This is a genomic window from Variovorax sp. GW821-FHT09B05 (genome assembly GCF_059418265.1).
Window position 1 is genome coordinate 244,829 of the sequence record NZ_JBWKPN010000012.1, and the last position, 20,179, is coordinate 265,007.

At 70.9% G+C, this 20,179-nt stretch carries 17 protein-coding genes and 1 riboswitch; of the genes, 10 read left to right on the forward strand and 7 right to left on the reverse strand.

The features are described from left to right. Positions 1-142: 142 nt before the first annotated feature. On the forward strand, positions 143-1,597 hold the full coding sequence (gene iaaH, locus AC07RM_RS28590; RefSeq protein ID WP_495336693.1) for an indoleacetamide hydrolase: 1,455 nt from the start codon (positions 143-145) through the stop codon (positions 1,595-1,597). A 17-nt stretch (positions 1,598-1,614) separates the two neighbouring features. Here iaaH and AC07RM_RS28595 read toward each other — a convergent pair whose 3' ends face one another. Next, complete coding sequence (locus AC07RM_RS28595; RefSeq protein ID WP_057596575.1) at positions 1,615-2,358, reverse strand: helix-turn-helix transcriptional regulator; 744 nt, start codon at positions 2,356-2,358, stop codon at positions 1,615-1,617. 155 nt (positions 2,359-2,513) lie between these two features. Between AC07RM_RS28595 and AC07RM_RS28600 the strand changes: the two genes are divergently transcribed. The 3 genes from AC07RM_RS28600 (at position 2,514) to thiC (ending at position 7,014) form a co-directional block, all read left to right on the forward strand. After that, the gene (locus AC07RM_RS28600; RefSeq protein WP_495336694.1) at positions 2,514-4,355 is read left to right on the forward strand and encodes a sensor histidine kinase; all 1,842 of its coding nucleotides are present in this window, start codon (positions 2,514-2,516) and stop codon (positions 4,353-4,355) included. A 72-nt stretch (positions 4,356-4,427) separates the two neighbouring features. Next, entirely contained in the window at positions 4,428-4,874 is a 447-nt protein-coding gene (locus AC07RM_RS28605; protein ID WP_093348268.1) for a YchJ family protein, read from the forward strand. 67 nt (positions 4,875-4,941) lie between these two features. Next, positions 4,942-5,047: riboswitch (TPP riboswitch) on the forward strand. Positions 5,048-5,133: 86 nt separating this feature from the next. Next, positions 5,134-7,014, forward strand: a complete 1,881-nt coding sequence (thiC, locus tag AC07RM_RS28610; RefSeq protein ID WP_093348270.1) for a phosphomethylpyrimidine synthase ThiC — start codon at positions 5,134-5,136, stop codon at positions 7,012-7,014. A gap of 637 nt (positions 7,015-7,651) precedes the next feature. Here the strand turns inward: thiC and AC07RM_RS28615 are convergent. From AC07RM_RS28615 to glyQ, 5 genes are all read right to left on the reverse strand, one after another. Then, a complete protein-coding gene (locus AC07RM_RS28615; RefSeq protein WP_495336695.1) occupies positions 7,652-8,659 on the reverse strand; it encodes a M48 family metallopeptidase in 1,008 nt (335 codons plus the stop codon). A 58-nt stretch (positions 8,660-8,717) separates the two neighbouring features. After that, entirely contained in the window at positions 8,718-9,512 is a 795-nt protein-coding gene (locus AC07RM_RS28620) for a lysophospholipid acyltransferase family protein (protein WP_208510945.1), read from the reverse strand. After that, a complete protein-coding gene (gene gmhB, locus AC07RM_RS28625) occupies positions 9,512-10,093 on the reverse strand; it encodes a D-glycero-beta-D-manno-heptose 1,7-bisphosphate 7-phosphatase (RefSeq protein ID WP_172705816.1) in 582 nt (193 codons plus the stop codon). The genes AC07RM_RS28620 and gmhB overlap by 1 nt, the downstream gene beginning before the upstream one ends. A 61-nt stretch (positions 10,094-10,154) precedes the next feature. Then, entirely contained in the window at positions 10,155-12,287 is a 2,133-nt protein-coding gene (gene glyS / locus AC07RM_RS28630) for a glycine--tRNA ligase subunit beta (RefSeq protein ID WP_495336696.1), read from the reverse strand. A 15-nt stretch (positions 12,288-12,302) separates the two neighbouring features. After that, positions 12,303-13,226, reverse strand: coding sequence for a glycine--tRNA ligase subunit alpha (glyQ, locus tag AC07RM_RS28635; protein ID WP_431510567.1), 924 nt, complete (start codon positions 13,224-13,226; stop codon positions 12,303-12,305). Between the two features lie 275 nt (positions 13,227-13,501). On the opposite strand from glyQ, the gene AC07RM_RS28640 reads away from it, so the two are divergent. Genes AC07RM_RS28640 through AC07RM_RS28650 form a run of 3 tightly spaced genes read left to right on the forward strand, consistent with a single transcriptional unit; the run spans position 13,502 to position 16,174 of the window. Then, on the forward strand, positions 13,502-14,491 hold the full coding sequence (locus tag AC07RM_RS28640; protein ID WP_093348288.1) for a diacylglycerol/lipid kinase family protein: 990 nt from the start codon (positions 13,502-13,504) through the stop codon (positions 14,489-14,491). Continuing rightward, positions 14,488-15,306 (forward strand): metallophosphoesterase family protein, encoded by an 819-nt coding sequence (locus tag AC07RM_RS28645; RefSeq protein ID WP_495336697.1) that lies wholly within the window; start codon positions 14,488-14,490, stop codon positions 15,304-15,306. Before AC07RM_RS28640 ends, AC07RM_RS28645 begins: the two co-directional genes overlap by 4 nt. A gap of 10 nt (positions 15,307-15,316) precedes the next feature. Next, positions 15,317-16,174 carry a phosphatase PAP2 family protein gene (locus AC07RM_RS28650; RefSeq protein ID WP_495336698.1) on the forward strand — a complete coding sequence of 286 codons (858 nt, stop codon included), beginning with the start codon at positions 15,317-15,319 and terminating at the stop codon, positions 16,172-16,174. A gap of 78 nt (positions 16,175-16,252) precedes the next feature. Here AC07RM_RS28650 and AC07RM_RS28655 read toward each other — a convergent pair whose 3' ends face one another. Next, a complete protein-coding gene (locus tag AC07RM_RS28655) occupies positions 16,253-17,323 on the reverse strand; it encodes an asparaginase (RefSeq protein WP_495336699.1) in 1,071 nt (356 codons plus the stop codon). Positions 17,324-17,484: 161 nt separating this feature from the next. On the opposite strand from AC07RM_RS28655, the gene AC07RM_RS28660 reads away from it, so the two are divergent. The 3 genes from AC07RM_RS28660 to AC07RM_RS28670 all read left to right on the forward strand — a co-directional run bounded on the left by AC07RM_RS28660 (position 17,485) and on the right by AC07RM_RS28670 (position 20,165). Continuing rightward, on the forward strand, positions 17,485-18,165 hold the full coding sequence (locus tag AC07RM_RS28660; protein ID WP_177239444.1) for a TetR/AcrR family transcriptional regulator: 681 nt from the start codon (positions 17,485-17,487) through the stop codon (positions 18,163-18,165). A gap of 123 nt (positions 18,166-18,288) precedes the next feature. Then, positions 18,289-18,876: an NAD(P)H-dependent oxidoreductase gene (locus tag AC07RM_RS28665; protein ID WP_057596983.1), complete on the forward strand. Its 588-nt coding sequence runs from the start codon at positions 18,289-18,291 to the stop codon at positions 18,874-18,876. Next, positions 18,873-20,165, forward strand: coding sequence for an amidohydrolase family protein (locus AC07RM_RS28670; protein WP_495336700.1), 1,293 nt, complete (start codon positions 18,873-18,875; stop codon positions 20,163-20,165). Before AC07RM_RS28665 ends, AC07RM_RS28670 begins: the two co-directional genes overlap by 4 nt. The last annotated feature ends 14 nt before the right edge of the window (positions 20,166-20,179 follow it).

Below are 20,179 nucleotides of genomic sequence, written 5' to 3' on the forward strand. Positions count from 1 at the left end.
TCGACGACAGACAGCCGCCGCGCGGCGGCGCACGATGGCGGCCTTCCGTTCGTTCATCGAGGCCGCCGCCATGACCCGTTCTTCTTCCGCCCCCTTGCGCCGCCCGGCGCGTCTTGCAGCGTGTGCGCTCGCCGTGCTCGCCATGGGTGCCCAGGCCCAGCAGCCGGCCGCGCCCGACATCGCCACCCTGACCGCCAGCGAGGCGGTGCGCGAGCTCTGCGCCGGCCGGCTGACCAGCGAGCAGCTGGTCACGGCCTACATCGCGCAGGCCAGGGCCAAGGCGAACCTCAACGCCTTCATCACGCTCGACGAGCAGGGCGCGCTTGCGGCCGCGCGCGCCGCCGATGCCGCGCGCAAGCCCGGCGCGGCCTGCAAGCCGCTGGCCGGCCTGCCGGTGGCGATCAAGGACAACATCCAGGTGCGCGGCCTGCCCGCCAGCGCCGGCACGCCCGCGCTCAAGGGCTTCGTGCCGGCGGCCGACGCGCCGGTGGTCGCGAAGCTGCGCGCGGCCGGCGCCATCGTGCTGGGCAAGACCCACATGCACGAACTGGCCTTCGGCGTCACCGGCTACAACCCGGCCTTCCCCTCGGGCCCCGAGGTCGGCGTGCGCAACGCCTACGACCCGCGCCGCATCGCGGGCGGTTCCTCGTCGGGCAACGGCGCGGCGCTCGGCGCGCGCATGGTGTCGGCCGCGCTGGGCACCGACACCGGCGGCTCGGTGCGCATTCCCTGCGCCTTCAACGGCTGCGCGTCGCTGCGGCCCTCGATGGGCCGCTATCCGCAGCAGGGCATCGCGCCGATCTCGCACACGCGCGACACCGCCGGCCCGATGGCGCTGTCGGTGGCCGACCTGGTGCTGCTCGACCGCGCGATCGCGGGCGGCGCGGCGGTGCGTCCCGCCGACCTGAAGCGCGTGCGGCTCGGCGTGGTGCCGGCCTTCTTCGCCAACCTCGATGCAGACACCCGCGCCGCCACCGATGCCGCGCTGGCCAAGCTGCGCGCGGCCGGCGTCACGCTGGTCGAGCTCGAGATGCCGAAGCTCGGCGAACTCAACGGCGCGGTGGGCTTCCCGGTCGCGCTCTACGAGGCGAACGACGACATGGCGGCCTACCTCGCGAAGTACGACACGGGCATCGACCTGAAGCAGCTCGCCGCGGGCATCGCGAGCCCCGACGTCAAGGGCACCTTCGACGGCCTGGTGCTGCCGCGCAAGCTGCCGGCCGCGAACGGCACGGTCGACGCCAAGCCGGCCTACGACCACGCGATGCGCGTGGCGCGGCCGGCGCTGCAGAAGCTCTACCGCGACACCTTCACGAAGCACCGGCTCGACGCGCTGGTGTTCCCGACCGTGCCGCAGGTGGCGCTGCTGGCCGCGCCCGAGGCCAGCAGCCCCGAGAACTTCGGCGCGCTGATCCAGAACACCGACCCCGGCAGCAATGCCGGCATCCCGGGGCTGCAACTGCCCTCGGCGCTGGGCGCGACCAGCGGTTTGCCGATCGGGCTCGAGCTCGACGGTCCCGCGGGCAGCGACCGCCGCCTGCTGGCGCTGGGCCTGGCGATCGAACCCTTGCTGGGACGGCTGCCGGCGGCGAAGTAAGCCGGCGCGCGATTTCTTCAATCGCGCGGCAGCACGCCCGCGAGCGCCGAGCGGCGCTCGATGCCGAGCTTGTCGAAGATGCGCCGCAGGTAGGTGCGCACCGTGGGCACGCCCACCGCCATGCGGCGCGCGATGTCCTTGTCGGTGAGGCCTTCGCGCACGGCGCGCGCCACCTGCTGCTCGCGCGCGCTGAGGCTGGCCCAGGGCGAGGCGGCCGCGCTTCCCGCGCCGCCGGTGCGCTGCTGCGCGCGCCGCAGCGCGCCCGCGAACGCGGGCTCGATCAGGTCGAGCATCAGCGTCTCGCGCGCGCCGAAATCGCCGCGCTCCTTGCGGCGCCAGATGCGCAGGTCGCCGAGCGCGCGCTCGCCGTCGAAGGCATGCAGGTTCAGGCCCCAGTGCAGCCCGTCGCGCGCGAGGAAGTCGTTGAAGAAGGGCGTGCGCATCAGTTCGCGCTGCGGCATCACCTCGGTCACGCGCGTGGCGCGGCGGCGCGACTGCAGCACGAAGGTGATCGGGTCGTGGTGCTGGTGCCACTGCGCATAGGTGTCGAGGTTGGCCGGCGCCATGTTGATCGCCACGCGCGAGCCGAAGCCACCGCGCTCGGCGTCCCAGACGAAGGAGGCGAACTGGTCGGCCCGCAGCAGGCCGAGCAGCGCATGGCCGAGGCGCTCGCGGATCTCGCGCTCGCCGCCCTCGTCGTCGCGCGCGAGCAGCGTGAACACGCCGCGCAAGGCCTGCTGTTCGGAAGCGCTCAGGTACATGGCCGTTGTTCCTCGATGGTGTGCGTTGGCGGCTCGTGGTCCACCCCGGTCTCCGGGGCGCCACGTTAGCGGGTAGCAAGCGGCACGCCAAGGGTGGATGCCCGCGGGTCGATGGGCGGACACATGGCGCGGGCAGAATGGGCCGCGAAGCCGCCATGCCACCGACCCCGCCCACGCCTCCCGCCAGCGCCGAGCGCTCGTCCGCGCAGGCCGCCGGCCTGCTGCAGCGGCTGCGCGCCTACTGGGTCGAATCGCCCAACCCGAACCCGCTGGTCGACCAGAGCCTGGCGCGCGCCTACATCGTCGACACCATGGACACGCCGCTGTCGGCGGCCGTGACCGCCGCGGTGTTCTGGATCACCTTCCTCGTGCTCACCGGCCACAAGGGCACGCTGGTGTGGGCCGTGCTGGTGCATGGCATGCAGTGGCACATGCATCGCCACCTGCGCAGCCTCGCGCCGGAGGCGATCGATGCCGCCTCGGCCTGGGCCACGCGCCGCCGCCTCGAGCTGCGCATGCTGTTCCCGGGCGTGGTGTGGGCACTGGCGCCGTGGCTGTTCTTCCCGAGTGGCGATCTCGCGCACATCCTGCTGCTGTACTTCTTCGTGAGCGGCGTCACCGGCGTGATCATCGCGGCGCTCGCGCAGTGGTGGCTCGCGGCCCTGTGCTTCAGCGTGCCGGTGTTCCTGAGCCTCGCGCTGCGGCTGGTGATCGAGCCCGGCAGCGTGACGGTCATCATGGGCTGCCTCGCGCTCTCGCAGCTGCTGGCGGCGCTGCACTACGCGCGCAAGCAGAACCGGCTGATCGTGGGCTCGATCGAGAACGGCTTCGAGAACGCGCGGCTGGCCGATGCGCTGGCGCGCCAGCTCGAGCACGTGGCGCAGCTCGCGGCGCAGCGCGCGCGCATCTTCGCGGCCGCCAACCACGACCTGCGCCAGCCCATGCATGCGCTCGCGATCTTCGTCGACGCGCTCGACACGCGCCACGCGCCCACGGCCGAGAACCTGCGCTTCATGCGCGACAGCGTCGATGCGCTGCGCGGCTCGATCGACGCGCTGCTCGACATCGCGCAGCTCGACGGCGGCGTGGCGCCGGTGCGCTTCGAGCCGGTGCGGCTGGCCACGCTGTTCGCGCCGCTGCAGGGGCGCTTCGCGGCGCTGGCGCAGGCCAAGGGGCTGGTGCTGCGCATCCGCGCCACGCCCGCGGTGGTGCGCGCCGACGCGCGCATGCTCGCGCGGCTGCTCGGCAACCTGGTCGACAACGCGATCAAGTACACGCCCCACGGCACGGTGCTGGTGTGCGCGCGGCGCACGCGCGGCGGTCCCTCGGGCACGGCGCCCGCCTGGCGCATCGAGGTGCGCGATTCGGGCGTGGGCATCGACACGGCGCACCGCGAGCAGGTGTTCGAGGAGTTCTTCCAGGTCGACAACCCCGGGCGCGACCGCAGCCGCGGGCTCGGCCTCGGGCTGTCGCTGGTGGCCAGCATGGCGCAGGTGATGGGCGCGCGCATCGCGCTGCGCAGCGCGCCGGGGCGCGGCAGCACCTTCTCGCTGGTGCTCGAGCAGATGGCGCCGCTGCCGGGCGAGGCCCCCGCCGAGGTGCCGCCGGAGGCAGCGCCCCCCACCGGCGGGCCGATCCGCATCCTGGTGCTCGACGACGAACAGCCGGTGCGCGAGGCCATGCGCTCGCTCCTCGGCGGCTGGGGCCACGAGGTGGCGCTGGCCGCCAATCCGCGCGAGGCGCTGCAGCAGGCCGGCGTGTTCGACCTGATGCTCAGCGACCTGCGCCTGGGCAGCGGGCTCTCGGGGCTGGCCGCCGCGCAGGCGCTGCAGGCGGTGGGCAAGGCGCGCCACGTGGTGATCCTCACCGGCGAGACCGCGCACGCGAACCGCGCCGAGGTCGAGCGCGCGGGCTATGCGCTGATCTACAAGCCGGCCGACGCACCGGCGCTGCGCGAGGCGATCGCGCAGAGCATGCGGCCGGCCGAGGCGCGCTGATCCCCCTCGCGGCGGCCCCAGGGCTTGCCCTCTGGAGGCCCCTGCCCGCACGGTGTTCCAATAGGGGCCTCCATGCCCAGCGTTCCCGATCCCTCCACCGCACCCTGCCCCTGCGGCCGCACCGACCGCCGCGACAAGCCCATCGCCTACGCGATGTGCTGCGGCCGCTACCTCGACGACTTCGAGCACACCCCCGCGCCCGATGCCGAATCGCTGATGCGTTCGCGCTATACGGCCTTCGTGCGCGAGCGTGCCGAGTACCTGCTCGGCACCTGGCACGCGAGCACGCGGCCGGCCTCGCTCGACTTCGAGCCGGACGTGCGCTGGCTCGGGCTCGACGTGCGCGGCCGCTCGATGAGCGATGCCGACCATGCCGAGGTCGAGTTCGTCGCGCGCCAGCGCGGCGCCTCGGGCACGGCCTCGCGGCTGCACGAACGCAGCCGCTTCGTGCGCGAGTCCGATGCCGAGGGCCTGTCGCGCTGGTACTACGTCGACGGCGACCTGCAGGCGCGCGCCTGAAGCCCGGCGCGAAAGCGCGCCGTCTTGACGCGGGCGGTTGACGGCGAAGGCCGGCGCTCGCACAATCGGCCCCGCTCCGGGGTGCACGCATGTGGCGTGCTGAGATGGCAAAGCTGCCGACCCGCGAACTTGATCCGGGTCATACCGGCGTAAGAAGAGCTGCACTCCCTGGCTTCGGTCCGTCCCTCCACCCGAGACGGCGCCCACAGCCCACCGAGCGATTGCGGAGCACCCTTTCCATCCACAAGGAGTGCCCTGCATGAATGCCCCCGACAAGTTCACCACCCTGCTCTCGCTCACGCGCGAGCCCTTCCCCGCGTCGCACAAGTGCGTCATTCCCGGCAGCAGGCCCGACCTGTTCGTGCCGGTGCGCGACGTGAAGCTCACCAACGGCGAGACCGTGTCGCTCTACGACACCTCGGGCCCCTACACCGACCCGAAGGTCGAGATCGACGTGCGCCGCGGCCTGCCCGACGTGCGCGGTGCCTGGGTCGCCGAACGCGGCGACACCGAGAGCTACGAGGGGCGCACGCACCATGCGCTCGACGACGGCGCGAAGAACGAGGACCGCGATGCCCAGCGCCTGGCCGAGCTGCGCGCCGGTGCCTCGGCGCTGCAGCGCACGCCGCGCCGCGCGAAGTCGGGCGCCAACGTCACGCAGATGCACTATGCGCGCCGCGGCATCGTCACGCCCGAGATGGAGTACGTGGCGCTGCGCGAGAACGGCAAGCGCGAGTGGATGGCCGAGTACCTCGCCAACGAGGAGCGCGCGAAGCGCGTGGCCGGCAACCCCATGGGCGCGAGCATCCCGCGCATCATCACGCCCGAGTTCGTGCGCGACGAGGTGGCGCGGGGCCGCGCGATCATTCCCGCCAACATCAACCACCCCGAGGTGGAGCCGATGGCGATCGGGCGTAACTTCAAGGTGAAGATCAACGCCAACATCGGCAACTCGGCCGTGACCTCGAGCATCGAGGAAGAAGTGGAGAAGCTGGTGTGGGCGATCCGCTGGGGCGCCGACAACGTGATGGACCTGTCGACCGGCAAGAACATCCACACCACGCGCGACTGGATCGTGCGCAACAGCCCGGTGCCCATCGGCACCGTGCCGATCTACCAGGCGCTCGAGAAGGTCGGCGGCGTGGCCGAGGACCTGACCTGGGAGATCTACCGCGACACGCTGATCGAGCAGGCCGAGCAGGGCGTCGACTACTTCACCATCCACGCCGGGCTGCGGCTGCCGTTCATCCACCTGACCGCCGACCGCATGACCGGCATCGTCTCGCGCGGCGGCTCGATCATGGCGAAGTGGTGCATCGCGCATCACAAGGAGAGCTTCCTCTACACGCACTTCGAGGACATCTGCGACATCATGAAGGCCTACGACGTGAGCTTCTCGCTCGGCGACGGCCTGCGCCCCGGCAGCGGTGCCGACGCCAACGACGAGGCGCAGTTCGCCGAGCTGCGCACCCTCGGCGAGCTCACGCAGATCGCCTGGAAGCACGACGTGCAGACCATGATCGAAGGCCCGGGCCACGTGCCGATGCACATGATCCAGTCGAACATGGACGAGCAGCTCAAGCACTGCCACGAGGCGCCGTTCTACACCCTGGGCCCGCTGACGATCGACATCGCGCCGGGCTACGACCACATCGCGAGCGCGATCGGCGCGGCGATGATCGGCTGGGCCGGCACGGCGATGCTGTGCTACGTGACGCCGAAGGAGCACCTGGGGCTGCCCGACCGCGACGACGTGAAGCAGGGGATCATTGCCTACAAGATCGCGGCGCATGCGGCGGACGTGGCGAAGGGGCACCCGGGAGCGCGCTCGCGCGACGATGCGCTGAGCAAGGCGCGCTTCGAGTTCCGCTGGCAGGACCAGTTCAACCTGGGGCTCGATCCGGATACGGCGCGCGAATTCCACGACGAGACGCTGCCGAAGGATTCGAGCAAGGTGGCGCACTTCTGTTCGATGTGCGGGCCGAAGTTCTGCTCGATGAAGATCACGCAGGAGGTGCGGGAGTACGCTGCGGCTAAGGGGGTGGCGGAGGCGTTGGCTGTGGAGAAGGGGATGGAGGAGAAGTCGAAGGAGTTTGTGGCGGGTGGGGGGGAGATGTATATCCCTATTCGGGCTGTCTGACGGGCTGCTTTTTGTTGTCGCCTTCTTGCCTGTTGGTTAGGTCGTTGGCCGGGTCTCGCCCCGGCGGGCGACCTACTTTCTTTTGCTTCGCCAAAAGAAAGTAGGCAAAGAAAAGGCGACCCCGCTGTCTGTGTCCCTCCGCTTCGCTACGGGCAACCTGCGGTGCTCGGAGAAAGCGGGGGTCCGCAGAACTCGCTTCGCTCAGACAGCTGCGGCCCTTATCCCGCTTTCTCCTGCGCTCCTCGGCACAGCCAGAGGGGATTAGGGTCAACGCGCCATGGCGCGTCCTTGTGTGGGGTGCAGAAATGCTTCCGCTCCGGGTCTTCTTTCGAGGCCGAGCGAAGCGACGGCCCGTTGGGTCTTGGTGGCCGAGCGCAGCGACGGCCCGACCCACCCCTCTGGCTGCGCCGAGGAGCGCAGCGTTTCGCGGATAAGGGCTCGCAGCTGTCTGAGCGCAGCGCAGCGGAGCGAGTTCTGCGAGACCCCGCGAAACGCGAGCACCGCAGGTTGCCCCGTTGCGCAGCGAAGGGGTCGCAGACAGTGGGTCGCCTTTTCTTTGGTTACTTTCTTTTGGCGAAGCAAAAGAAAGTGACTCGCCCGCCGGGGCGAGACCCGGCCAACAGCCTAAACAAAAAGCTCACCCCCACCGAGGCACAGCCTCATCCTTCAACTGCTGCCTCAACACATCGTAGTCAGGCACCACGCTCTCGACCGTCTCCCAGAACCGATGCGAGTGATCCATCACCCGCAGATGCGCCAACTCATGCGCCACCACGTAGTCGACCACAGACAACCGAAAGTGAATCAACCGCCAGTTCAACCGAATCGACCCATCCGCACTCGCACTCCCCCACCGCGTCGCCGCATTCGACAACGACAGCTTCGCCCACCGCACCCCCAGCAGCGGCGCAAAGTGATCGAGCCGCTCGATGAACAGCTTGCGTGCCTGCCGCATCAACCAGGCCTGCGCCGCATCGCGGATCTGCGCCGGCTCGGCGTTCTGCGCCACGGCCAGGCGCAGCAGCCGCGGACCGGTGCCGTCGCCCGCATCGAGCGCACCGCCCACGCCCTCGAAGCCATGCTTCGGATCGAGCCGCACCACCACCGGTTCGCCGAGGAAGGGAAAGCCCGCGCCGTCCTTCCAGTCGATGCGCGTGGCCTCGACGCGCGCGTGGCGCTGCTGCGTCTCGGCGAGCTTGCGCAGGATCCAGTCGCTCTTCTCGCGGACGGCGGCATCGACGTCGCGCAGCGCGACCCAGCGCGGCGCGCGCACCGACAGGCCCTCGGCGCCGACGACGAAACCGATGGTGCGGCGCTTGCCGCGCTTGAACTCGTAGGCGACGCGCGCCGCGCCCAGCATCAGCTCGCGCGAGGCCTGCGGATGCACGAAGCTCGCGGGCGTCAGGGTGTCGGCCAGCGGTACGGCGGGACGCGTGTCCTCGACCAGCGGCACCGCGGTGGTGGGCACGGCCACCACCGGCGGCACCGCGAAGGGCAACGCGTCGGGCACGAGGCTGCCGGGCTGGCGCGTGCGTGGCCGCGCCGGGCCCGGGCTCTTGCGGCCGCGCGGCGCGGCGGGCGGTGGCGGCGCGGCCACGGCGCCATCGCCGAACAGGTCCAGCGCCAGCTGCATCAGCTCCCGCATGCGTGGTTCCCGATGATGGACGACAAGGAAGGAACGACGGCCGAAGACGCGCGCGCCTTCAACCCGCCTTCTCGACCGTGGCGCTGCTGCCGGCCACGCCACCGGTGGCATCGGCATCGCGGTACGCCTCGGGATCGAGGCGGTGCATCTCGGCCTCGATCCAGGCCTCGACCTCGCGCATCAGCTCGTCGGGCTTGCGGCCCGCGCTCGAGATCGGCACGCCGATCGACACGTCGACCACGCCGGCGCGCTTGACGAAGGCCTTGCGCGGCCAGACCTTGGCCGAGGTCACGGCGATCGGGATCACGGGCACGCCGGTCTCGCAGGCCAGGCGCGTGCCGCCGCTCTTGTAGGTGCCCTTCTGGCCGCGCGGGATGCGCGTGCCCTCGGGGAACATGATGATCCAGATGCCCTGCGCGAGCAGCTTGCGGCCCTGGCTCACCACCTTGTTGAAGGCCTGGGCGCGCTGGCTGCGGTCGATGTGGATCATGTCGAGCCGGCCCATGGCCCAGCCGAAGAAGGGCACGTAGAGCAGTTCCTTCTTGAACACGTAGGCCAGCGGATGCGGCATCAGCGTGGGCATCAGGAAGGTCTCGAGCGTGGACTGGTGCTTGACCAGCAGGATCGCGCCCGCGAGCTTGTCGGCCGGCAGGTTCTCCATGCCGCTCACGCGCAGCCGGATGCCCAGCAGCGCACGCGCGCCGCTGCCGACGGCCCAGGAGAGCCAGCGCGCCGCCATCCAGTACAGCGGTATGCCGCGCATCCAGATCGAGCACACCAGCATGATGATCGCCCAGGGGACGACGGTGACGAACATCCACAGCGCGTGGAGAACGGAACGGAGCAACGCCATCAGAGAGCCACCTGCATGGATTCGGCCCGCGCCTCGCGCGCGAGCAAAAAGTCGACGAAAGCGGCGAGGTCTTCGTGCACCCTCGTGTCCGCCGGATATTCGGGAGGCAGCGGATCGAAGCCGCGGCAGGCCGCGCCCATGCCGGTCAGCAGCAGGTGCGGTTCGCAGCCGGCGGCCGCACCGGCCTGCAGGTCGCGCAGGCTGTCGCCCGCGGTGGGCACGCCGGCCAGGTCGATGCCGAAGCGGTCGCCGATCTGCTGGAACAGGCCCGGCTTGGGCTTGCGGCATTCGCAGTCCTCGTCGGGGCTGTGCGGGCAATAGAACACCGCATCGACGCGCCCGCCCACGGCCGCGAGCATCTTGTGCATCTTGGCGTGCATCGCGTTGAGCGAGGCCATGTCGAACAGGCCGCGCCCCAGGCCCGACTGGTTCGACGCGATCACCACGTGCCAGCCCGCATGGTTGAGCCGCGCCACGGCCTCGAGCGCACCGGGCAGCGGCGTCCACTCGGTGTCGCTCTTCACGAAGTCTTCGCGGTGCACGTTGATCGTGCCGTTGCGGTCGAGGATCACGAGTTTCATGACGCGCCTGCCGATGAAGAGGAAGTGGAAGAGGACAACGGGATGACGGGGACCGGCGCGCTCAGACAGCCAGCCGCTCGAGCTGCGCCACGCGGTTCATCGCGGCATGCAGCGACATCAGGAGCCCCAGCCGGTTGAGCCGCAGGTCGGCCTGCTCGGCATTGACCATCACGCCGTCGAAGAAGGCGTCGACCGGTTCGCGCAGCGCGGCCAGGGTCTGCAGCGAGGCGGTGTAGTCGCCGGCATCGAACTGGGCGTTGGCGGCGGGCACCACCTGCGCCATGGCGGCATGCAGCGCCTTCTCGGCGGGCTCCTGCAGCAGCAGCTCGCTGACGTGGGCGTCGGCTTCGGGGGCCTTCTTGAGGATGTTGCCGATGCGCTTGTTGGCCGCGGCCAGCGCGGCGGCGGCGGGCAGCACGGCGAAGGCGCGCACGGCGGCGAGCAGCTGGGGCACCTGGCCCAGGCGCTGCGGACGCGGAGCCAGCACGGCATCGACTTCCTGCGCGCTGGCGCCCTGCTCGCGCAGGCTGCCGGCGAGACGGTCGAGGATGAAGTCCTGCAGCTCGACCGTGGCCTTGGAGGCATCGAAGCCAGCGATGTCCTGGAACTGCGCGGCGGCTTCGGCCAGCAGCGCGTCGAGGTCCAGCGGCAGGTTCTTCTCGATCAGCATGCGGATCGTGCCGAGCGCATGGCGGCGCAGCGCGAACGGGTCGCGGTCGCCGGTGGGCAGGTTGCCGATGCCGAACATGCCGACCAGGGTCTCGAGCTTGTCGGCCAGCGCGACCACCAGGCCGACGCTGTTGCGCGGCAGTTCGTCGCCCGCGAAGCGCGGCTTGTAGTGGTCCTCGATGGCATCGGCCACGGCCGCGTCGAGGCCGTCGTGCAGCGCGTAGTAGCGGCCCATGATGCCCTGCAGCTCGGGGAACTCGCCGACCATGTCGGTCACGAGATCGGCCTTGGCCAGCTGGGCGGCCTGCACGGCCTGGCGCGCCACGTTGGCATCGCCGAGCTGGTCGGCGATGGCGCGCGCGATGCGCATCACGCGCTCCACGCGTTCGCCCTGGGTGCCGAGCTTGTTGTGATAGACCACCTTGCCCAGCAACGCGACGCGCGAGGCCAGCGTCTTCTTGCGGTCCTGGTCAAAGAAGAACTTGGCGTCGGCCAGGCGCGGGCGCACCACGCGCTCGTTGCCGCCGATGACGGCACTGGCGTCGTCGGGGCTGATGTTGCTGACGACCAGGAACCGGTTGGTGAGCCTGCTCGATGCGTCGAGCAGCGGGAAGTACTTCTGGTTCGCCTTCATCGTGAGGATCAGGCATTCCTGCGGCACCTCGAGGAACTCGCGCTCGAAGCTGCAGACCAGCACGTTGGGCCGTTCGACCAGCGCCGTGACCTCGTCGAGCAGCGCGTCGTCGTGGATCGGCACCGAGCCGCCGCCGACCTGGACCGCGGCCGCGGCGAGCTGGCGCGCGATCTCGGCGCGGCGCGCCTCGAAGCTCGCGATCACCGCGCCTTCGTCCTGCAGCTGCAGCGCATAGCTGTCGGCGTTGCGCAGCACCACGGGATCGACCGCGGCCTCGAAGCGGTGGCCATGCGTTTCGCGGCCGGCCTGGAGACCCAGCGCCTCGACGGGCACCACGGCATCGCCATGCAGCGCGACCAGGCCGTGCGCGGGGCGCACGAAGCTCACGCTGGTCCAGCCCGGCAGCTCGCAGCCGCTCTCGAGCTGGTAGCTCATGACCTTGGGAATCGGCAGCTTGGCGATGGCTTCGGCCAGTGCCTTCTGCAGGCCTTCGGCCAGGGTGGCGCCCTTGGCCGTGCTCTCGTAGAACAGGGCTTCGGCCTTGCCGTCCATGGCGCGCTTGAGGCCGGGCACGGCCGAGGCGTCGGCGCCGAGCGCACCCAGGCGCTTGAGCAGCGCGGGCGTGGGCTGGCCCGAGGCATCGAGCCCCACGGCCACGGGCATCAGCTTCTGCGAGACGGCCTTGTCGGCGGCGCGCTCGGCCACGTGCGTGAGGTGCGCGGCCAGGCGGCGCGGCGAGGCGAAGGGCGTGAGCACCGAGCCGGCCTCGGCCAGGCCCTGGGCCACGAGCTGATCGCGCAGCACGCCCGCGAAGGCCTCGCCGAGCTTCTTCAGTGCCTTCGGCGGCAGTTCTTCGACAAACAGTTCAACCAGCAGGGAGGTCTTGTTCATGGGGGTCGTCATCGCTCAGGCGGCCTTCTTCGGTGCGATCTGCGCGACCCATTCGCGCGGTGCCATCGGGAAGCCCAGCCGTTCCCGGCTGTCGTAGTAGCTCTGCGCCACGCTGCGCGCGAGGTTGCGGATGCGGCCGATGTAGGCCGCGCGTTCGGTCACGCTGATCGCGCCGCGCGCGTCGAGCAGGTTGAAGCTGTGCGCGGCCTTGAGCACCTGCTCGTAGGCCGGCAGCGCGAGCTGCTCGGCCATCAGGTGCCTGGCCTGCTTCTCGTGCGCGGCGAAGGCGGTGAACAGGAACTCGGCATCGGAGTGCTCGAAGTTGTAGGCCGACTGTTCGACCTCGTTCTGCTTGAACACGTCGCCGTAGCTGAGCTTGGCGCCGCCGTGGCCTTCGGTCCACACCAGGTCGTACATGTTCTCCACGCCCTGCAGGTACATGGCCAGGCGCTCGAGGCCGTAGGTGATCTCGCCGGTGATCGGCTTGCAGTCGATGCCGCCGACCTGCTGGAAGTAGGTGAACTGCGTCACCTCCATGCCGTTGAGCCAGACCTCCCAGCCCAGGCCCCAGGCGCCGAGCGTGGGGTTCTCCCAGTCGTCCTCGACGAAGCGGATGTCGTTCTTCTTGAGGTCGAAGCCCAGCGCCTCGAGGCTGCCGAGGTAGAGCTCGAGGATGTTCGCGGGCGCGGGCTTGAGCACGACCTGGTACTGGTAGTAGTGCTGGCCGCGGTTGGGGTTCTCGCCGTAGCGGCCGTCCTTGGGGCGGCGGCTGGGCTGCACGTAGGCGGCCTTCCAGGGCTCGGGGCCGAGCGCGCGCAGGAAGGTGGCGGTGTGCGAGGTGCCCGCGCCCACTTCCATGTCGTACGGTTGCAGCAGCGCGCAGCCCTTGTCGGCCCAGTACGACTGCAATTTGAGAATGATTTGCTGGAAGGTCAACATGAAGGGTGCCGGCCGGCGCGGCCGGGCGTTGGACGAAAGCGCGGCGGTGCGCCGCGAAAGCCCGCGATTTTACGGGCGGAGGGCAACTCTCCCACAGCGGGTCGGGAAGGTGCCTGCCACGCAGCGGACACGGGCCGTGCGACAAACCGGGGTCCGCGCGGGCCATCGTCTTCCGACGGCCCCGCGGCCGGCGCTTTTCATGCGGGCCGGGAACGCCCGCTCGCCACGCCGATCCGACGCCCCTCCCCCTACGAGCCCCCAGCCCCAGACGACCCATGCCAGTGCCCGAGACCGGCCCGAACACCCCGCTCTTCATCGTGCTCAATGCCGCCTCCGGCAGCGAGGACGCCGTCCAGGCCCGCCAGGTCATCGAGGAAGGCTGCGCCGCGGCCGACCGCCGGCTGCGCATCTTCACGGTCGACCGCGGCAGCGCCGACGACGGCCCCGGCAGCCTGCGCGCGCTGGCGCGCGAGGCGGTGGAGCGCGCGCGCGCCGCCGGCGGCGTGGTCGTGGCCGCGGGCGGCGACGGCACGATCAATGCCGTGGCCCAGGCCACGCTGGGCAGCGGCTGCGCCTTCGGCGTGCTGCCGCAAGGCACCTTCAACTACTTCAGCCGGGCCCACGGCATTCCGCGCGACACCGCCCAGGCGCTCGAGGTGCTGCTGACCCATCCGCCGCGGCCGGTGCAGGTCGGGCTGCTCAACGACCGCGCCTTCCTGGTCAACGCCAGCCTGGGCCTGTATGCCCAGCTGCTCGAGGAGCGCGAGCACTACAAGTCGCGCTACGGGCGCAACCGCCTGATCGCGCTCGGCGCCGGCCTGCTGACCGTGCTGCGCGGCCACCGCACGCTCGACCTGCGCATGGGCTGGCGCGGCCAGGAGCGCGCGATCCGCACGCCCACGCTGTTCGTCGGCAACAACCCGCTGCAGCTGCTGCAGATCGGCATCGAGCATGCCGACGCGCCCGAACAGGGGCAACTGGCCGCGGTGGCGCTCAAGCCCCATGGCCTGCTGTCGATGCCGGGGCTGCTGCTGCGCGGCGCGCTCGGACGGCTCGGCGAGGCCGACGAGGTGCTGAGCTTTCCCTTCGAGTCGATGACGGTGCGCATCGGCCGCGCGGGCAGCCGCGGCCCGCGGCGCGTGAAGGTGGCGACCGACGGCGAGATCGGCTGGGCCGAGATGCCGCTGCTGTTCCGCGTCTCGCCCGAGCCGCTGTGGCTGGTGCGGCCCGACGTGGCGCCCGAGCTGGAGGCGGCCAAGCAATGAGCGTGTTGCTGCAGGTTTCCGATCCGCACTTCGGCACCGAGCAGCCGCCGGTGCTGGCGGCACTCGAGCGGCTGGCGCGCGAGCTCGCGCCCGAGCTGCTGGTGCTGTCGGGCGACATCACGCAGCGCGCCACGCGCGCGCAGTTCGCGGCCGCGCGCGCCTTCGTCGACCGGCTGGCGCCGCGGGCGCTGCTGGCGATCCCGGGCAACCACGACATCCCGCTGTTCCAGCTCGCGGCGCGCGCCTTCGCGCCCTATGGCCGCTACAGCGAAGCCTTCGGCGACGAACTCGAGCCGGTGATCGACACGCCCGGCTGGCTGGCGATCGGCGTCAAGACCACGCGCCGCTGGCGCCACGAGGATGGCGAGGTGTCGCACGCGCAGGTCGAGCGCGTGGCGCGTCGGCTGGCCGCGGCGGCGCCGTCGCAGCTGCGCGTGGTGGTCACGCACCAGCCGGTGGCGGTGACGCGGCGCGAGGACATCGGCAACCGGCTGCACGGCGGCGAGGCGGCGGTGGCGCGCTGGGCCGCGGCCGGCGCCGACCTGGTGCTCGGCGGCCACATCCACCTGCCCTTCGTGCTGCCGCTGCACGAGTGCTTCGTCGATTGCCCGCGGCCGATGTGGGCGGTGCAGGCGGGCACGGCGGTGTCGTGGCGCGTGCGCGCGGGGCATCCGAACTCGGTCAACGTGGTGCGGCGCGACGACGGCGCGCGCGCCTGCGCGGTCGAGCGCTGGGACTATGCGCCCGAGCGCCAGGCCTTCGTGCTCGCCGACGCCGTAAGGCTTTCGCTTGCCAGCGTGGCGGCGCCGCTTTAGGGTGCGCCGCATGTCATCGGCAGTCCCCGTCCCTTCCCTTCCTTCCGCTCCCCTCCCCCACCCTCCCGCCCTCGTCGCGCATGCCGAACAGCTCGGCGCCCATGCGCTGGGCGGCTTCCTCTCGCTGCTGCTGGCCTCGGTGCTGATCGCCGGCCTGGCCTGCTGGATGGCGCAGCGCCGCCGGCTCGCGCTGGCCGCGGAAGAAGAGCCCGACGAACCGCGGCTGGTGCTCGCGCTGGTGCTCGGCTTCGCGGCGATCCTCGGCGCCTCGAGCCTGTTCGCCTGGATCGCCTCGAACCTCGGCGACGGCCGCACGCTGGGCCTGGCCGACCAGGCGCTGACCGATGCGATCGCGCAGCACATGCCGCGCGGCGTGATCCTCGCGTTCAGCTGGCTCACGCGGCTCGGCGACTTCGCCACCCTGGCGCCGGTGGCGGTGCTCGTGGCGCTGCTGCTGTGGCACCGTTCCCATCGCGGCCTGGCGCTCGGCTGGTCGATGGCGCTGGTGGGGATCGTGCTGCTGAACCCGGCGCTCAAGCAGATCTTCGCGCGCGCCCGGCCGCTGCACGACCACGGCCTGGCGCACGAGACCAGCTACAGCTTCCCGAGCGGCCACAGCGCGGGCGCGATCGTGAGCTACGGCATGCTGGTCTATCTCGCACTGCGCCTGCTGCCGCCGCGCTGGCACGTGGCGGCGGCGATGGCCGGCGCCGCCGCGATCGTCACCATCGCCTGCAGCCGGATCTTCCTGCAGGTGCACTTCGCGAGCGACGTGGTGGCGGGCCTGCTGACCGGGCTGGCCTGGCTGGTGGTGTGCGTGGGCGGGCTGGAGTTCGCGCGGCATCGGCAGCGGCGGCTCGCGCGCTGAGCCGGCCCAGAAAGAAAAAGGGCCGCGCCCTTCCTCGCGGAAGCGGCGCGGCCCTGGCGACCGACGCGGATCGAGGGATCAGTATTCCCAGAAGATGCGCTGCAGTTCCTTGGTGTCGCTGGTCTTCGTCAGCGCGACCATCGCGAGGATGCGCGCCTTCTGCGGGCGCAGGTCGTGCGCCACCACCCAGTCGTACTTGTCGTCGGGCTGCTCGGCATTGCGGATCACGAAGCCGTCGGGCACGCGCGAGCTGCGGATGACGACGATGCCGTCGGCGCGCACCTTCTGCAGGTTCGGCACGATGCGGTCGGCGACCGAGCCGTTGCCGGTGCCGCCATGGATCAGCGCCTTGATGCCGCTCTTGGCGAGCGCGTCGATGGCGGTCGAGGACACGCCCTCGTAGCCCATGGCGATCTCGACCGGCGGCAGCGCGTTGATCTGGTCGATGTCGAACTCCGAGTTCATGGTGTGGCGCTTGACCGGTGCGCGGAACCAGTAGTTCTTGCCCTCGACCACCATGCCCAACGGGCCCCACTGGCTCGAGAAGGCGCTGGTCTTGATGTTCACGCTCTTGCTCACGTCGCGGCCGGTGTCGATGTTGTCGCCCATCGTCACCAGCACGCCCTTGCCCGCGGCGTCCTTGCTGCCGGCCACCGTCACGGCGTCGTACAGGTTGAGCGCGCCGTCGGCCGACAGCGCGGTGCCCGGACGCATCGAGCCGACCACCACGATCGGCTTGGCCGTGTGCACGGTCAGGGTCAGGAAGTAGGCGGTTTCTTCGAGCGTGTCGGTGCCGTGCGTGATCACGATGCCGTCGACGTCGCTCTGCTTCGACAGCGCCGACACGCGCTTGGCGAGCGTGAGCAGGTTGTCGTTGGTGAGGCTCTCGGACGCGACCTGGAACACCTGTTCGCCGCGCACGTTGGCGACCTTGGAGAGCTCGGGCAGGCCCGCGATCAGCTTCTCGACGCCGACCTTGGCGGCCGCGTAGGTGGCGCTGTTGACGGCCGAGGCGCCGGCGCCCGCGATGGTGCCGCCGGTGGCCAGGATCACCACGTTGGGGAGCGCCTGCTGCGCCTGCGCGAGCGCGCTGGCCGCCAGCATCGCGGCACCGGCCGCGAGGGCCCTGAAGCGAGGGGAAAGGTACATGGAGAACTCCTTGTGTTGAATGAATTTTTCGAGGCGGCGAGAAGATACATGAACCATGCCCGGCTGCTCGGCGCGGCCATGCCGGCATGGCATGCGGTCATGCGGCCGTGGGGGCGCAAGGATTACCATCCACCGCGCGCACGCCGCGCCACTCCCTCGCCATGAACGCCGACTCCGCCGCCCTTCCCGTCTCGACCGCCCAGGAAATGCCCGCGCCCGACGGGCCGCTGTCGCGCGCGCGCCCGGGCCGCGAACGCATCATGGCGGCGATCCGCGCCGCGGCCATCGCGGAGTTCAGCCTGCATGGCCTGAAGGGCACCTCGACCCAGGCCATCGCGGCGCGCGCCGGCCTCACCAAGCCGCAGCTGCACTACTACATCGTCGGCAAGGAAGAGCTGTACGAAGAACTGCTGATGCAGGTGCTGCATGCGTGGAAGGTGGTGTTCTCGTTCGAGGACGCGAGCGACCCGGCGACGGTGCTCGGCGACTACATCCGCAAGAAGCTCGACCATGCGATCGACAGTCCCGAGATGTCGCGCATCTTCACGCGCGAGATCCTCGACGGCGGCCGCAACCTCGACCGCTACTGGCCCAATGCGCGCGCCTGGACGCAGAAGAAGGTCGACATCATCAACGGCTGGATCGCGCGCGGGCAGATGCGCCCGCTCGATGCGCGCATCCTGCTGATGCACGTCTGGGCCATGACCCAGAGCTATGCCGACTACGCGATCCAGACGCGCGTGATGCTGGGCCTGCCGCCCGACGCGCCGATCGACCGCGAGCCGATCGCGCGCGAGCTGGTGGCCTTCGTGCTGGCCGGCTGCGGCATCCGCGCGAGCTAGCAGCGCGCGCCGCCCGGGCGCTTTCCTCTCCCGCCAGACCGCACCGGCCCCAATCCGGTGCGCCCGCGCTGGCACGTCGCTTGCTAAACCTGACCACTTGCTCTGATTAAGCGGTCAAACACCATGCGCGTGCTCGTCGTCTACTGCCATCCGGTCGAAACCAGCTTCCATGCCGCCCTGCACCAGGAGGTGCTGAAGAACCTGCGCGCGGCCGGCCACGAGGTCGACGACTGCGACCTCTATGCCGAGGGCTTCGATCCGGTGCTGTCGCGCGAGGAGCGGCTGGGCTACCACGAGGTGCCGGCCAACCAGCTGCCGCTCAAGCCCTACGTGGAACGGCTGCAGTGGGCCGAGGGCATCGTGTTCTGCTTCCCGACCTGGTGCTTCGGCCTGCCGGCCATGCTCAAGGGCTACTTCGACCGGCTGTTCATGCCCGGCGTGGCCTTCGACATCAGCGACCCCGCCAACGTGAAGCCGATGCTCACGCACATCAAGCGCATCAGCGCCGTGGTCACCTACGGCCGGCCGCGCTGGGTGGCGATGTACATGGGTGACCCGCCGCGCAAGATCGTCACGCGCTACATGAAACGGCTGACGGGCCATGGCGCCCGGGTCGACTACCACGCCCACTACCACATGAACGTGGCGACCGAGCCCCAGCTGAAGCGCTTCATGGCCAAGGTCGGCAACGCCATGGCGCGCTTCGCATGAACGCGCCCGTGCTGCTCGACCGGGTGCGCCTGCCGCGCTGGCTGCTGCCGGCCGACTGGCCGCAGCGCGACGGCGTGCCGGTGCTCGCACGGCTCGCGATCGAGGGCGGCCGCGTGCAGTCGCTGCGCCCCGCGGACGATGCCCCGACGCCCGCCGCGGGCTGGGACCTCGGCGGCACGCTCGCGCTGCCGGGCTTCGTCGATGCCCACACGCACCTCGACAAGGTCTTCACGCTGCCGCGCATGAAGGCGGTGCAGCCGGGCCTGCTCGGCGCCATCGACGCGATGCTGGCCGACCGCGTGAACTGGACGCCCGCCGACGTGCGCGAACGCGCGGCGCGCGGGCTGCAATGGGCCTGGGAATGCGGCACCACGCACGTGCGCACGCACATCGACTGGTGGGAGCCCGATGCCCTGCCGATGGCCTGGCCGGTGATGGCCGAGCTGGCGCAGGAATGGGCAGGCCGCGTGCGGCTCGAGCAGGTGAGCCTGATCAAGCTGCCGCTGTTCGAGGACGCGGCGCAGGCGCTGCGGCTCGCGAAGCAGGTGAAGGCCACCGGGCCGCATGCGCTGCTAGGCGGCTTCGTGCATTCCACCAACTGGAGCGAGAACGCGCTGCGCAACCTGCTGCGCGCGGCGCAGGCCTGCGAGCTCGACATCGACCTGCACGTGGACGAGGAGCTCAATGCCTCGGCCACGGGCCTGGCGGCCACCGCGCGCATCCTGGCCGAGATCGGCTACGAAGGCCGCGTGGTCTGCGGCCATATCTGCGCGCTCGCGGAACAGCCCGAGGCGCAGGCGCTGGCCACGCTCGACGCGGTGGCGCGCGCGCCGATCACGGTGGTCTCGCTGCCCGCCACCAACCTGCTGCTGCAGGACGCCGTGACCGGCCGCACGCCGCGCCGGCGCGGCATCACGCTGGTGAAGGAGGCGCGCGAGCGCGGCATCCCGCTGCTGTTTGCGAGCGACAACGTGCAGGACCCGTTCTGCCGGCTCGGCAGCTTCGATCCGGTGGAAGCGCTGGGCATGGCCGCGCTGGTGGCGCAGCTCGACGAGCCGTTCGAGACCTGGTCGGAGGCGCTGTGCCGCGCCGACTGGCTGCGCCGCGACGCCAGCGTGCAACGCCCGACGCTCGTCGGCGCGCCCGCCGACCTCGTGCTCTTCGGCGCGGCCGACCGCTTCGGCTGGCCCTCGCGCAGCGCATCGCGCGTGGTGCTGCGCGCGGGCCGCGTCGCGCACGGCGAGGTGCCGGCGACATGGCGCGCGCACGGCGGCGCCGTCGGCGCCTGAGCCCTCTTCAACGA